Origin of the sequence: Pseudomonas sp. YeP6b (assembly GCF_025642995.1) — a bacterium.
Taxonomy (GTDB): Bacteria; Pseudomonadota; Gammaproteobacteria; order Pseudomonadales; family Pseudomonadaceae; genus Aquipseudomonas.
On the sequence record NZ_CP080090.1, the window covers coordinates 6406896 to 6419638 of the forward strand.

Here is a 12743-nt window from a genome sequence, read left to right on the forward strand (position 1 = left end):
GGGTGTTGTTCAGGTACGACCTGTCGCCCATCAAGAGCGTTCACTGGTCAGCCACACGATTAGTCTTTGATGCCGTCTTCTTGAAACTGGTCTTTCACGTACTTGATCTCGGTACGGCCGTGGGGCGCCGGCAAGCCGTCTTCACCCAGGTTGACGAAGACCATTTTTTCCACGGTCAAAATGCTCTTGCGGGTGATCTTGTTGCGCACTTCGCAGGTCAGGGTGATCGAGGTGCGGCCGAACTCGGTGGCGGTGATGCCCAGCTCGATGATATCGCCCTGGCGCGAGGCGCTGACGAAGTTGATTTCGGAGATGTACTTGGTCACCACCCGCTGGTTGCCCAATTGGACAATCGCATAAATGGCCGCTTCTTCATCGATCCAGCGCAGCAAGCTGCCGCCGAACAGGGTGCCGTTGGGGTTGAGGTCTTCAGGTTTTACCCATTTGCGGGTGTGGAAGTTCATGGGGGCTCCGGGGTTGAGGTGCTTGGGAGATAGAGTAATGGCCCCAGCTTCAAGTTTTAAGCGACAAGCTGCAAGTAAAAGCCGAATCGTTTTAACTTGCCGCTTGTAGCTTGTCGCTTGCCACTAGCCGGACAAAGAAAGCTATAATCGTCTCCGATTTCGAACGGCTATTCCGTTCTCCCGCCACCTGTCCGAGGGGCGCTGCAGCAGGTTCAACCTGTCAGGCTCGGATGGGGCGTTGTCCAGCCTGGTTACTGGCTGGATACTAAACGCACAACGGCGCCCATTCGCACACTACGAATGGAGGCTCTTCATGAGCGCTGTAATCACGCCTGCAGATTTCAACGACTACAAAGTCGCCGACATGTCCCTCGCTGCCTGGGGCCGTCGCGAAACCTTTATCGCCGAATCCGAAATGCCTGCCTTGATGGGCCTGCGCCGCAAGTACGCCGCAGAGCTTCCGCTCAAAGGCGCGAAGATCCTCGGCTGCATCCACATGACCATCCAGACTGCCGTACTGATCGAAACCCTGGTTGCCCTGGGCGCCGAAGTGCGTTGGTCGTCCTGCAACATTTTCTCGACTCAAGACCAGGCCGCTGCCGCTATCGCTGCTGCCGGTATCGCGGTTTATGCCTGGAAAGGCGAGACCGAAGAAGAGTACGAGTGGTGCCTGGAGCAAACCATCTTGAAAGATGGCAAGCCATGGGACGCCAACATGATCCTCGACGACGGCGGCGACCTGACCGAGCTGCTGCACAAGAAGTACCCGCAGATTCTCGACCGCGTCCACGGCGTGACCGAAGAAACCACCACCGGCGTGCACCGCCTGCTGGACATGCTTGCCAAGGGCGAGCTGAAAATCCCGGCCATCAACGTCAACGACTCGGTGACCAAGAGCAAGAACGACAACAAGTACGGCTGCCGTCACAGCCTGAACGATGCGATCAAGCGCGGTACCGACCACCTGCTGTCGGGCAAACAAGCCCTGGTGATCGGCTACGGTGACGTGGGCAAGGGTTCGTCCCAGTCCCTGCGTCAGGAAGGCATGATCGTTAAGGTCTCCGAAGTTGACCCGATCTGCGCCATGCAAGCCTGCATGGACGGTTTCGAAGTGGTTTCGCCGTTCATCGACGGCATCAACGACGGCACTGCAGCCAGCATCGACAAGGCCCTGCTGGGCAAGATCGACCTGATCGTGACCACCACCGGTAACGTCAATGTTTGCGACGCGAACATGCTCAAGGCCCTGAAAAAGCGCGCCGTGGTGTGCAACATCGGTCACTTCGACAACGAAATCGACACCGCTTTCATGCGCAAAAACTGGGCATGGGAAGAAGTGAAGCCACAGGTACACAAGGTTCACCGTACCGGTGCGGGTGATTTCGACCCACAGAACGACGACTACCTGATCCTGCTGGCTGAAGGCCGCCTGGTTAACCTGGGCAACGCCACCGGCCACCCAAGCCGCATCATGGACGGCTCGTTCGCCAACCAGGTACTGGCGCAAATCTTCCTGTTCGACCAGAAGTACGCCGACCTGTCGCCAGCCCAGAAAGCCGAGCGCCTGACCGTGGAAGTGCTGCCGAAGAAACTCGACGAAGAAGTGGCCCTGGAAATGGTCCGCGGCTTCGGCGGCGTGGTGACTCAACTGACCAAGACCCAGGCCGACTACATCGGCGTGACCGTCGAAGGTCCGTTCAAGCCGCACGCTTACCGCTACTGATCGGCCTAGTGCCAGCTTCCATAGGGGAGCTGGCTTTTGTGGGCGCTGGCTTGCCTGCGATAGCATCGCCTCGGTATGACTGAAACACCGAGGTGACTGCATCGCGGGCAAGCCCGCTCCCACACCGGTATTCTGAGTTTCCATAGGTACGACCATGTCCCAAGACCGTCGCTACAGCTTCGAGTTCTTCCCGACCAAGACCGATGCTGGGCATGAAAAACTGATGGCGACTGCCAAGCAGTTGGCCAGCTACAACCCCGACTTCTTCTCCTGCACCTACGGCGCGGGCGGCTCTACCCGTGATCGCACGATCAACACCGTGTTGCAGCTGGAAAGCGAAGTCAAAATTCCCGCCGCTCCGCACTTGTCGTGCGTAGGCGACAGCAAGGCCGACCTGCGCAGCCTGCTGACCCAGTACAAACAAGCCGGCATCAAGCGCATCGTCGCCCTGCGTGGTGACTTGCCGTCCGGCATGGGCATGGCCAGCGGCGAGCTGCGCTACGCCAATGACCTGGTGAGTTTCATCCGTGAAGAGAGCGGCGATCACTTCCATATCGAAGTGGCGGCTTACCCGGAGATGCACCCCCAGGCACGCAATTTCGAAGACGATCTGCAGAACTTCGTGCGCAAGGCCAACGCCGGCGCCAACAGCGCGATCACCCAGTACTTCTTCAACGCCGACAGCTACTTCTACTTCGTCGAGCGTGTACGGGCCATGGGTGTGAACATCCCGATCGTGCCGGGCATCATGCCGATCACCAACTACAGCAAGCTGGCGCGCTTCTCCGACGCTTGCGGTGCTGAAATCCCACGCTGGGTGCGCAAGCAACTGGAAGCCTATGGCGATGACGTCAAGAGCATCCAGGCATTCGGCGAGCAGGTTATCAGCCAGATGTGCGAACAACTGCTGCAAGGTGGCGCACCAGGGTTGCACTTCTACACCCTGAACCAGGCTGAGCCTAGCCTGGCCATCTGGAACAACCTCAAGCTGCCACGCTAAGGCTTGCTCCGTTACTCAAGGGCCCTCGTCAATACGAGGGCCTTTTGGTTTTAAATACGCCACATCGACTCGCTCGCAAATGCTCGTGCCAGAGCTTCTCTTTAGCGCTCTAGCATCGTAACCTCAGGGTATGCCCGTCATTCTTAAGCTGTTGACCGCTGTGCTTTTTACTTGCCTGAGCTTCACCGCTTACGGCGAGAAACTGCGCATTGTCACCGAGCCCTGGGCACCTTATGTGTACGACGATAACGGCAGCATGCGCGGCCTGGATTATGAAACCACGGTGATCGTGTTCCAGCGCCTGGGCGTGGACGTGGAGTGGCAATTCCTGCCCTGGAAACGCTGCCTGGCCATGCTCGAGCAAGGCCACGCCGATGGCGCGCTGGACATTTTCCACAGCCATGAGCGCGACGCCCTGCTGCTTTACCCCAGCGAGCCGCTGTCGGACGTCGAGTTCGTACTGTTCTACGCCAACGACCGCCCTCACCCGGCCGAAACCCTCGACGACCTGCGCGGGCTGACTGTCGGCAATTCGCCGGGCTACCTGTATGGCGACGCCTTCAGCGACTCCACCCTGTTCAACCGCGAGCCGGCGCCCAGCCATGAAGCCAACTTCGGCAAACTGTCGCTGGGGCGTGTCGATCTGGTGATCACGGACCGCCGGGTCGGCCAGCATGTGATCAAGGCCATGGGCCTGGAAGGCAAGGTCAGCCAGGCGCCCCTCGTGGTCAGCCGCCAGCCGCAATTTCTCGCCGTGCGCCGTGGCGCGGGCATGGACCTGCTGGTGCAACGCTTCGCCGCCGAGCTCAAGCGCTTTAAACAAGAGCCCACCTACGCCGCCTTGAGCGCCAAATATGGCGGAATTCAAGCGATTACGGCCTCAGAACACACCGTTGAGCAGCAGGAAAGCGGCGCGCCGTGATTGCTCTGTTATACTCCGACCTTTCCGCCAGGCTCACGCCCGGCCGCTGAGGTCTTGAAAAAGGCACCTAACCTAGCTACTGCGCAGCTTTCAGCCCGCGCGAGCCAGTGGAGTGCCCGCCAGACGCAGCAGGACCGGACGGGGTTGCGCTCCCCTAAGCGCCATTCACGCCCGGCAAGATTATCCCTTTGGGCCAAGCCCTAACTAAAACAGGATTACTCATGTCCTTTGCTTCCCTCGGTCTCTCCGAGGCTTTAGTCCGCGCCATCGAGGCGGCGGGCTATACCGAGCCTACTCCGGTGCAACAGCGGGCCATTCCCGCCGTGTTGCAAGGTCGCGACCTGATGGTTGCGGCTCAGACAGGTACTGGTAAAACCGGTGGTTTCGCCCTCCCGATTCTGGAGCGCTTGTTCCCCAACGGTCACCCGGACAAATCCCAGCGTCACGGCCCGCGCCAACCGCGCGTACTGGTCCTGACCCCTACCCGCGAACTCGCCGCCCAAGTGCACGACAGCTTCAAGCTGTATGCCCGCGACTTGAAGTTCGTCAGCGCCTGCATCTTCGGCGGCGTCGGCATGAACCCACAGGTTCAGGCCATGTCCCGCGGTGTTGACGTGCTGGTCGCCTGCCCGGGTCGCTTGCTCGACCTGTGCGGCCAAGGCAGCGTTGACTTGTCCCACGTGGAAATCCTCGTGCTGGACGAAGCCGACCGTATGCTCGACATGGGCTTTGTCCATGACGTGAAAAAGGTCCTCGCGCGCCTGCCGGCCAAACGTCAGAACCTGCTGTTCTCGGCCACGTTCTCCAACGACATCACCGCTTTGGCGGGCAAGTTGTTGCACAACCCAGAGCGCATTGAAGTCACGCCGCCGAACACCACGGTTGAGCGTATCGAGCAGCGTGTCTTCCGCCTGGCCGCCAGCCACAAGCGTTCGCTGCTGGCCCACCTGATCACCGCAGGCGCCTGGGAACAGGTGCTGGTGTTCACCCGCACCAAGCACGGCGCCAACCGCCTGGCCGAGTACCTGGACAAGCACGGCCTCACCGCCGTCGCCATCCACGGCAACAAGAGCCAGAACGCGCGCACCAAAGCCCTGGCCGACTTCAAGGCCGGTGAAGTGCGCATCCTGGTTGCCACCGATATCGCCGCCCGCGGCCTGGATATCGACCAGTTGCCACACGTGGTCAACTTCGAACTGCCAAACGTCGACGAAGACTATGTGCACCGTATCGGCCGTACCGGCCGGGCTGGTCGTTCGGGCGAGGCCATTTCCCTGGTCGCACCGGACGAAGAAAAGCTGCTGAAAAGCATCGAGCGCATGACCAAGCAGAAAATCGCCGACGGCGACCTGATGGGCTTCGACTCAAGCGCCGTTGAGGCTGAGAAGCCTGAAGTGCGCGAGCGTCCGGATGTGCGCAACCCACGCAACCCACGCGGTCCGAAGGGCGATGGCCCGAACGGCGGCGGTGGTGGCGGTGGTCGTCGCGATAAGGGCAAAGACAAAGGCGGCAAGGAAAAAGCGCCTACCAACGGCCGTGGCGAACGCCCAGCCCGTGAGCAAAAGCCCCGTGAAGGCACCCCGGCCCGCGAACAGCGCCAGCCGAGCCAGCCGCCACGCGCCACAGCCGACCGCGCGCCGGACGAGTTCCTCGACGACGACGTGGATAACTTCGGTAACCGCGTCGACTACGTGCCCCAGGCCAAGCCGGCCCAGGGCCGTGGCCGTCGTCCAGGTGCACCAGCGCCGGGCGCGGGCACAGGTTCCGGCGCTCCACGTGGCGGCCAGCCACAGGGCGGTCGTCAGAATGCTCCGCGCAACAGCAGCGGCGGCACCACCGGCACTCCGCCTGCCAAGCGCAGCGGTCCACGTAGCGGTGCGCCACGTGACGGCCAAGCTCGTCGCGACGATTCGCGCAGCAACAACCGCCGCCCAGCCCGTGATGAGCAGCCGAGTCTGTCCGAACCCGCCGTGCAGAACCCGCGCGGTGGCCCGGCGCCGAAGATCATCCACAAGGAGTCGAAAGCTGACCGCTTCCCGACACCTGAGCAGCTGGATCAGTTGCCAGGCCGCCCTCGTGGTGAAAAACCAGCGCTGCTCACCCGCAACCGCTGAGTTTTAGACGGCAAAAAAAACGCCCCGATTAATCGGGGCGTTTTTGCATCCGGCGGTTAAGTTATTGTTCAGTCGCGTCACCCGCCTTATGAAAAAGTTTGGCGAAGATCATCCAGCGCCCCTCAACTTTCATAAGATTCAAATAGTCGACCATTACATTATTGAACAAGCGCAGGCGCACCTTCACGATGGCCATTTCCGAGGACATCACGTCAATCATCAGCACTTCATCAAGTTGCGGAAAACCGCCCTCATAGGGTGACTTACGGCCTTGAACCATGGCGCGATACTCAGCAAAAGGCCGCACAACCACGTCCGCATTCTGCGCGCTATAGAGCACGCAGCCACGGTGAAACACCTGATCGAACTTGTTCAAGTCCTGGGTTTGCAACACATCAAAGTAGTCTTTCAGAAACGCCTGAATTTCATCTATCACGATTCAAAACTCCCGATTTCAACACAGGGCTATTTAAATAAATAACCGGTCGCGCATTATCGTTAGTCCCTTTATTTCACGTATAGCGGCTATTATTGGGTTTTTATGTGAAAGGAATTCACACAATGAAACTCCCTCCTCTCGCCGCGTTACGTGCCTTCGAGGCATTGGCTCGACTGGGCAAGGTGAACCTGGCAGCGATTGAACTGCATGTGACCCACAGTGCGGTCAGCCACCAGATTCGCTCTCTCGAGGAGTATTTGGGTATCGCCTTGGTGATGCGCAACAAACGCTCCCTGATACTGACTGATGAGGGACGTGTGTATGCCTACCAGATCAGGCAAGCACTGGGCGAGATCGCAGGCGTCACGGAAAAGCTCCTGGCGAAGACCAAGCACCCGCAACTGACCGTGTCGGTGCTGCCCTCCTATGCCATGCATTGGTTGCTGCCGCGTTTGCATGATTTCAGAAGCGCCCACCCCGAACTGCACCTGAGATTGGAGTCGGGCATGGAGTTCGCCAGCTTCGGGCAGGGCCCGCTCGACTGCGCCATCCGCTTCGGCCATGGGCAATGGCCCGATGTGCATTGCGAAACGCTGATGGATGACTCATTGCTGGTGGTCGCCGCGCGCGACTTCAATCACGGCGTGTTGCCCGACACTGCGCAAGCCATCTTGGAGCAGCCACTGCTGCACGCCAGTGAAAGCTGGCCAATTTGGCTCGGCGCAGCCGGCGCGGAAGAACAACGCCCTCAAGCCTCGCTGGAGTTCACCGACTCTACGTTGATGCTTGAAGCGGTCAGGCTGGGGTACGGCGTCGCGCTGACCCGCCGCTCGATTGCTCACTCACTGATTCAACGTGGGGACTTGGTCAGGCTCACCGATATCGAACCGGTGCACACTTCACGCTACTTTCTGGTCTGGCCGGTCGGCAGTAAACATTCAGCGCAGTTAACCTCGCTGCACACCTGGCTCAAAGAGCAAGTGGTGATCTATAAGGCCAGTTTATAAGCAGGCAGACAGTAAAACGCCGACCCTGAGGTCGGCGTTTTGAGTGTGAAGCAGCGAAAGTAATTACTTCGCTTTGACACCTTCCAGCGAGATGTCCAGGTCCACGGTCTGGGAAGTCGGGCCTGGGCCTTTGACGCCGAAGTCGTTCAGGTTCAGCGTGGTGGTGGCGTTGAAGCCAGCACGTTCGCCGCCCCATGGGTCTTTGCCTTCACCGTTGAAAGTGGCCTTGAAGGTCACAGGTTTGGTCACGCCATGAAAGGTCAGGTCGCCGGTCACGTCAGCAGTTTTTTCGCCGGTTGATTTAACCGCGGTAGACACGAACTTGGCATCAGCGAACTTGGCGACGTCCAGGAAATCTTTGCTGGCGATGTGCTTGTCACGCTCTGCGTGGTTGGACCACAGGCTGGCGGTTTTCACGTCGACGGCGATTTTGCTGGCTTCAGGCTTGGCGGCATCCCAGCTGAACGAACCATCCCAGTCCTTGAAGGTACCGTGGATGAAGCTGTAGCCAAGGTGGCTGATTTTCCAGTCGATGAAGGCGTGCTGGCCTTCCTTATCGATCTTGTAGTCAGCGGCCATGACCTGACCTGCAGACAGCAGAGCAGTACCAAGTGCCAGAGCAGCGAGAGTCTTTTTCAACATGCTTTCTATTCCTTATGAGTCGAGGTTGAACATCAGGCTTTGCGCCCCAGCATTCGGTTGAGGGTCGCATCACGATCGATAAAGTGGTGTTTCAACGCAGCCACGCCGTGCAAACCGGCGAAGACCACCAACACCCAGGCGAGGTACAGGTGCACCACGCCGGCGGTGTCTGCCTGGTCCGGTAGCCCGGAAACCACGGCAGGAATTTCAAACAGGCCAAATACCGGAATACCGACACCGTCTGCGGTGGAAATCAGGTAACCGGCAATCATCACGGCAAACAGCCCGAGATAAAGAAAAACATGGCCAAACGCGGCCCCCATGCGGGTCAAGCGGCTGTAACTGGCCAGCGGTGGTGGCGGTGGGCTGACCAGACGCCAGACGATGCGCACCAGCATGATGGCGAACAGCGTGATGCCAATGCTCTTGTGCAGGTCGGGCGCGTCTTTGCGCCAGGCGCTGTAGTAGTCGAGACCGACCATCCACAGGCCCAAGGCGAACAAACTGAACACCACCAGGGCCACACCCCAGTGCAAAACCATACTGACCCAGCCATAGCGGGCCGGTGAATTACGTAGCTGCATGTTCCAAATCCCGTAAGAACTGTGCCCAAGACTAGCGATTTACCTATCGAATTAAAGCTCAAAATTTCGCTTTGAAATATCGAGAAATACGATCAAGAGGTTATGCACAGTACGTTAACAATGGATTAAGGACTATTGCTAAGAAACGTGACAGACCGTCCTGCGTTTACTACGAATTTATCCGTAATGGGTTGTGACACAGCCGACCATTGCATAGGCTTGCGCGATTGTTTCACCTGCGCAGGCCGCAGGACCGCTTCGAGGAGATAGACGATGGGCTTGAACAACCAGTGGATGCAACGCGACCTCGCGGTGCTGTGGCATCCCTGCACCCAGATGAAAGACCACCAGCAATTGCCGCTGATCCCGATCAAACGCGGTGAAGGCGTATGGCTGGAAGACTTCGAAGGCAAGCGCTACCTCGACGCCGTCAGTTCCTGGTGGGTCAATGTGTTCGGCCACGCCAACCCGCGCATCAACCAGCGCATCAAAGATCAAGTTGATCAGCTGGAACACGTGATCCTCGCCGGTTTCAGCCACCAGCCGGTGATCGAGCTGTCCGAGCGCTTGGTCAAGATGACGCCCGAAGGCCTGACCCGCTGCTTCTATGCCGATAACGGTTCGTCGTGCATCGAAGTCGCGCTGAAGATGAGCTTTCACTACTGGCTCAACCGCGGCCAGCCGAACAAAAAGCGCTTCGTGACCCTGACCAACAGCTACCACGGCGAAACTATCGCCGCGATGTCGGTGGGCGACGTGCCGCTGTTTACTGAAACCTACAAAGCACTGCTGCTGGACACTATTAAAGTGCCCAGCCCGGATTGCTACCTGCGCCCCGAGGGCATGAGCTGGGAAGAGCACTCGCGCAACATGTTCCTGGCCATGGAACAGACCCTGGCCGAGAACCACGACAGCGTCGCCGCCGTTATCGTCGAACCGCTTATCCAAGGCGCCGGCGGCATGCGCATGTACCACCCGGTGTACCTCAAGCTGCTGCGCGAAGCCTGCGACAAATACGGCGTGCACCTGATACACGACGAAATCGCCGTGGGCTTTGGCCGCACCGGCACGATGTTCGCCTGTGAACAGGCCGGCATCCGCCCGGATTTCCTGTGCTTGTCCAAAGCCCTCACCGGCGGCTATTTGCCGCTGGCGGCGGTGGTCACCACCGAAGATGTCTACGACGCTTTCTACGACGACTACCCAACCCTGCGCGCCTTCCTGCACTCCCACAGCTACACCGGCAACCCGCTGGCGTGTGCCGCGGCGCTGGCGACCCTGGATATTTTCGAAGAAGACAACGTCATCGAAAACAACAAGGCCCTGGCCCAGCGCATGGCCACGGCCACCGCACACCTGGTGGACCACCCGCACGTGTCGGAAGTGCGCCAGACCGGCATGGTGCTGGCCATCGAGATGGTGCAGGACAAAGCCACCAAGACCGCCTACCCGTGGCAGGAGCGCCGTGGCCTGAAGGTGTTCGAACACGCGTTGGAGCGCGGCGCACTGTTGCGGCCGTTGGGCAGCGTGGTGTATTTCCTGCCGCCGTATGTGATCACACCGGAGCAGATCGACTTTCTGGCCGAAGTGGCCAGCGAAGGCATCGATATCGCCACCAACAGTAAAGTCAGCGTTGCGGTGCCCAAAGACTTCCACCCAGGCTTCCGCGATCCAGGCTGACGGTCCCTACCTGATCGTTCCCACGCTCTGCGTGGGAATGCAGCCCAAGACGCTGCGCGTCCGCTGTGCACAACCTTCTCCAGAGAACAGAAATGAGACTGTCCCGCTTTTTCACCGACACCCCGCTGAGCCTCGGCGAGCACGAACTGCCCGAAGCCCAGGCGCACTACATCAGCCGCGTATTGCGCATGGCCGAAGGCGATGCCGTGCAACTGTTTGACGGCTCCGGCCAGGAGTTTTCGGGCACGTTGCTGGAGGTTGGTAAAAAACGCGTCAGCGTGCAACTCACCGAAAGCTTCGCAGGCCAGACCGAATCGCCGCTGCACATCCACCTCGGCCAGGGCTTGTCCCGGGGCGAGCGGATGGATTGGGCGATCCAGAAAGCCACCGAACTGGGCGTGAATGAAATCACGCCGATCTTCAGCGACCGCTGCGAAGTACGCCTCAAGGACGAACGCGCCGACAAACGCCTGCTGCACTGGCGGCAGGTGGCAATCAGTGCGTGCGAGCAATGCGGGCGTTCAACGGTGCCGGTGATTCACCCGCCGCTGCTGCTGGCGGACTGGTTAAAGCAGGCCGAGGCCGATTTGAAACTGGTGCTGCACCCAGTGGCCGAGCCGATGATCAGCCATGCCAAGCCTGCGAGCCTGGCGTTCCTGATCGGGCCTGAAGGTGGGTTGACCGATAACGAAGTCCAAGCTGCCCAAGGCGCCGGTTTCCACGCCGCCCGCCTCGGCCCGCGGGTGCTGCGCACTGAAACAGCGCCAGTGGTGGCGCTGGCCGTCGCACAGCAACTCTGGGGCGACTTCTAGCCCTGCCGTGTGAACCCCATTCAACTGTGGGAGCTGGCTTGCCTGCTCCCACATTTTGAACCGGGCTGTCAGTCCACCGGATCACTGACCGGCTTGGCAATAATCGCCTTCAACTCAGCCGTCATCGGGAATTCCAGGTTCAAGCCCTTGGGCGGAATCGGCTGTTCAAACCAACGCTGGTAAATTCCGTTGATCTCCCCGGAGCGATACAGGTCGCCAAGTGTTTCGTTGACCACCGCGAGAAACTGCGGGTCGTCCTTGCGCACCATGCAACTGTAGATCTCCCGCGACTGCTCCTTGCCCACCACCACCCAGCGATGCGGGTCACGCGCCTTGGCGCGCTCGCCGTAGAGCAACGCGTCATCCATGTAAAACGCCACCGCACGTCCGGTCTCGAGCATCTTGAAGGCTTCGCCGTGGTCCTTGGCGCTGATCACAAACATATTGGCCTTGTGTTCGGCGTTATAGCTCTTCAGAAAGCGTTCGTTAGTGGTGCCGGCGGTGGTCACCACATTCTTGCCTTTGAGGTCTTCAAAGCCTTGAATCCCGCTGTCCTTGGCGGTCAGCAACTGGCCCTTCACGTAGATAAACCCGTACGAAAACGCCACCTGCTTCTGCCGCTCGGCGGTCACGCCGGTGGAGCCGCATTCCAGGTCCACCGTGCCGTTTTGCACCAGCGGGATACGGGTTTGGGAAGTCACCAGGTTGTACTTCACGCCGAGGTTGGCCAGCCCGGTTTTCTGCTGGATACGCTCGACGATCTTGCTCGCCAGGTCGACCGAATAGCCCATGGGCTTGCCGCTGTGATCCCCAACGTAGGAGAACGGCACCGACGCATCGCGATAACCCAAGGTGATGGACTTGGCACTGGCGATCTTGCTCAACGTGCCGTCCAGCGGGGTTTCAGTCGCCTGAACCTGGGCGCCAAACAAAAGCCCCAGGGTGCAGCCGGTCAACAGGATTTTTTTCATTGTTATTCTCCGTTGGTCTTGCGGTTATTTACGGATAGCAATCACGCTGATTTCCACCAGCACAGTCGGGCGCGCCAGTTCTGCCTGCAAGGTCGTGCGCGTTGGCGCCATGCCCGGCGACAGCCACGCGGCCCACACTGCATTCATCGGCGCAAAACCGTCACCGATGTTTTTCAGGTAAATCGTTGCGTTGAGCAGGTGGTCCTTGTCACTGCCGGCTTGCGCCAGCAATGCATCGATCTTGGCCAATACTTCGCGGGTTTGCGTGGCCACATCCTGGCCCTCACCCGGCACCTGGCCCGAAAGAAACACCAGGTCCTTGAAGGTGACGGCGCCAGATAGGCGCTCATTGCTGCTGATTCGGTTGATGGTCATGGCTGCATCC

Annotated in this window: 13 protein-coding genes and 1 riboswitch; of the genes, 7 read left to right on the top strand and 6 right to left on the bottom strand. The window is 59.5% G+C overall.

The annotated features are described in order from the left end of the window. Positions 1-59 precede the first annotated feature (59 nt). Positions 60-464 carry an acyl-CoA thioesterase gene (locus tag KZH41_RS29020; protein WP_064454506.1) on the bottom strand — a complete coding sequence of 135 codons (405 nt, stop codon included), beginning with the start codon at positions 462-464 and terminating at the stop codon, positions 60-62. Between the two features lie 187 nt (positions 465-651). Beyond that, a riboswitch (S-adenosyl-L-homocysteine riboswitch) is annotated at positions 652-756 on the top strand. Between the two features lie 21 nt (positions 757-777). On the opposite strand from KZH41_RS29020, the gene ahcY reads away from it, so the two are divergent. From ahcY to KZH41_RS29040, 4 genes are all read left to right on the top strand, one after another. Beyond that, the gene (gene ahcY / locus KZH41_RS29025; protein ID WP_094949121.1) at positions 778-2187 is read left to right on the top strand and encodes an adenosylhomocysteinase; all 1410 of its coding nucleotides are present in this window, start codon (positions 778-780) and stop codon (positions 2185-2187) included. Between the two features lie 154 nt (positions 2188-2341). Continuing rightward, positions 2342-3187, top strand: coding sequence for a methylenetetrahydrofolate reductase [NAD(P)H] (metF, locus tag KZH41_RS29030; RefSeq protein ID WP_242153206.1), 846 nt, complete (start codon positions 2342-2344; stop codon positions 3185-3187). Between the two features lie 130 nt (positions 3188-3317). Beyond that, positions 3318-4109: a substrate-binding periplasmic protein gene (locus KZH41_RS29035; protein WP_094949123.1), complete on the top strand. Its 792-nt coding sequence runs from the start codon at positions 3318-3320 to the stop codon at positions 4107-4109. Positions 4110-4330: 221 nt separating this feature from the next. After that, positions 4331-6223: a DEAD/DEAH box helicase gene (locus KZH41_RS29040; protein ID WP_094949124.1), complete on the top strand. Its 1893-nt coding sequence runs from the start codon at positions 4331-4333 to the stop codon at positions 6221-6223. A gap of 61 nt (positions 6224-6284) precedes the next feature. On the opposite strand, the gene KZH41_RS29045 is transcribed toward KZH41_RS29040, so the two are convergent. Next, positions 6285-6659: a nuclear transport factor 2 family protein gene (locus tag KZH41_RS29045; protein ID WP_218193655.1), complete on the bottom strand. Its 375-nt coding sequence runs from the start codon at positions 6657-6659 to the stop codon at positions 6285-6287. Positions 6660-6784: 125 nt separating this feature from the next. Between KZH41_RS29045 and KZH41_RS29050 the strand changes: the two genes are divergently transcribed. After that, positions 6785-7669, top strand: a complete 885-nt coding sequence (locus KZH41_RS29050) for a LysR substrate-binding domain-containing protein (protein ID WP_094949126.1) — start codon at positions 6785-6787, stop codon at positions 7667-7669. 63 nt (positions 7670-7732) lie between these two features. Here KZH41_RS29050 and KZH41_RS29055 read toward each other — a convergent pair whose 3' ends face one another. Further along, the gene (locus KZH41_RS29055; protein WP_094949127.1) at positions 7733-8311 is read right to left on the bottom strand and encodes a YceI family protein; all 579 of its coding nucleotides are present in this window, start codon (positions 8309-8311) and stop codon (positions 7733-7735) included. Between the two features lie 32 nt (positions 8312-8343). After that, a complete protein-coding gene (locus tag KZH41_RS29060; protein ID WP_094949128.1) occupies positions 8344-8895 on the bottom strand; it encodes a cytochrome b in 552 nt (183 codons plus the stop codon). A gap of 273 nt (positions 8896-9168) precedes the next feature. On the opposite strand from KZH41_RS29060, the gene KZH41_RS29065 reads away from it, so the two are divergent. Together KZH41_RS29065 and KZH41_RS29070 are read left to right on the top strand one after the other, a co-directional pair. Continuing rightward, complete coding sequence (locus KZH41_RS29065) at positions 9169-10575, top strand: adenosylmethionine--8-amino-7-oxononanoate transaminase (RefSeq protein WP_263274133.1); 1407 nt, start codon at positions 9169-9171, stop codon at positions 10573-10575. A gap of 92 nt (positions 10576-10667) precedes the next feature. Beyond that, positions 10668-11387 carry a 16S rRNA (uracil(1498)-N(3))-methyltransferase gene (locus KZH41_RS29070; protein ID WP_094949130.1) on the top strand — a complete coding sequence of 240 codons (720 nt, stop codon included), beginning with the start codon at positions 10668-10670 and terminating at the stop codon, positions 11385-11387. Between the two features lie 68 nt (positions 11388-11455). On the opposite strand, the gene KZH41_RS29075 is transcribed toward KZH41_RS29070, so the two are convergent. Beyond that, positions 11456-12358 (bottom strand): transporter substrate-binding domain-containing protein, encoded by a 903-nt coding sequence (locus KZH41_RS29075; RefSeq protein WP_094949131.1) that lies wholly within the window; start codon positions 12356-12358, stop codon positions 11456-11458. A gap of 24 nt (positions 12359-12382) precedes the next feature. Beyond that, positions 12383-12733 (bottom strand): RidA family protein, encoded by a 351-nt coding sequence (locus KZH41_RS29080; RefSeq protein WP_094949132.1) that lies wholly within the window; start codon positions 12731-12733, stop codon positions 12383-12385. Positions 12734-12743 lie beyond the last annotated feature (10 nt).

Bases quoted from the DNA above. Each gene is read 5' to 3' on its own strand.
- KZH41_RS29020 (WP_064454506.1), bottom strand. From the start codon at position 464: ATGAACTTCCACACCCGCAAATGGGTAAAACCTGAAGACCTCAACCCC.
- ahcY (WP_094949121.1), top strand. From the start codon at position 778: ATGAGCGCTGTAATCACGCCTGCAGATTTCAACGACTACAAAGTCGCC.
- metF (WP_242153206.1), top strand. From the start codon at position 2,342: ATGTCCCAAGACCGTCGCTACAGCTTCGAGTTCTTCCCGACCAAGACC.
- KZH41_RS29035 (WP_094949123.1), top strand. From the start codon at position 3,318: ATGCCCGTCATTCTTAAGCTGTTGACCGCTGTGCTTTTTACTTGCCTG.
- KZH41_RS29040 (WP_094949124.1), top strand. From the start codon at position 4,331: ATGTCCTTTGCTTCCCTCGGTCTCTCCGAGGCTTTAGTCCGCGCCATC.
- KZH41_RS29050 (WP_094949126.1), top strand. From the start codon at position 6,785: ATGAAACTCCCTCCTCTCGCCGCGTTACGTGCCTTCGAGGCATTGGCT.
- KZH41_RS29055 (WP_094949127.1), bottom strand. From the start codon at position 8,311: ATGTTGAAAAAGACTCTCGCTGCTCTGGCACTTGGTACTGCTCTGCTG.
- KZH41_RS29060 (WP_094949128.1), bottom strand. From the start codon at position 8,895: ATGCAGCTACGTAATTCACCGGCCCGCTATGGCTGGGTCAGTATGGTT.
- KZH41_RS29065 (WP_263274133.1), top strand. From the start codon at position 9,169: ATGGGCTTGAACAACCAGTGGATGCAACGCGACCTCGCGGTGCTGTGG.
- KZH41_RS29070 (WP_094949130.1), top strand. From the start codon at position 10,668: ATGAGACTGTCCCGCTTTTTCACCGACACCCCGCTGAGCCTCGGCGAG.
- KZH41_RS29075 (WP_094949131.1), bottom strand. From the start codon at position 12,358: ATGAAAAAAATCCTGTTGACCGGCTGCACCCTGGGGCTTTTGTTTGGC.
- KZH41_RS29080 (WP_094949132.1), bottom strand. From the start codon at position 12,733: ATGACCATCAACCGAATCAGCAGCAATGAGCGCCTATCTGGCGCCGTC.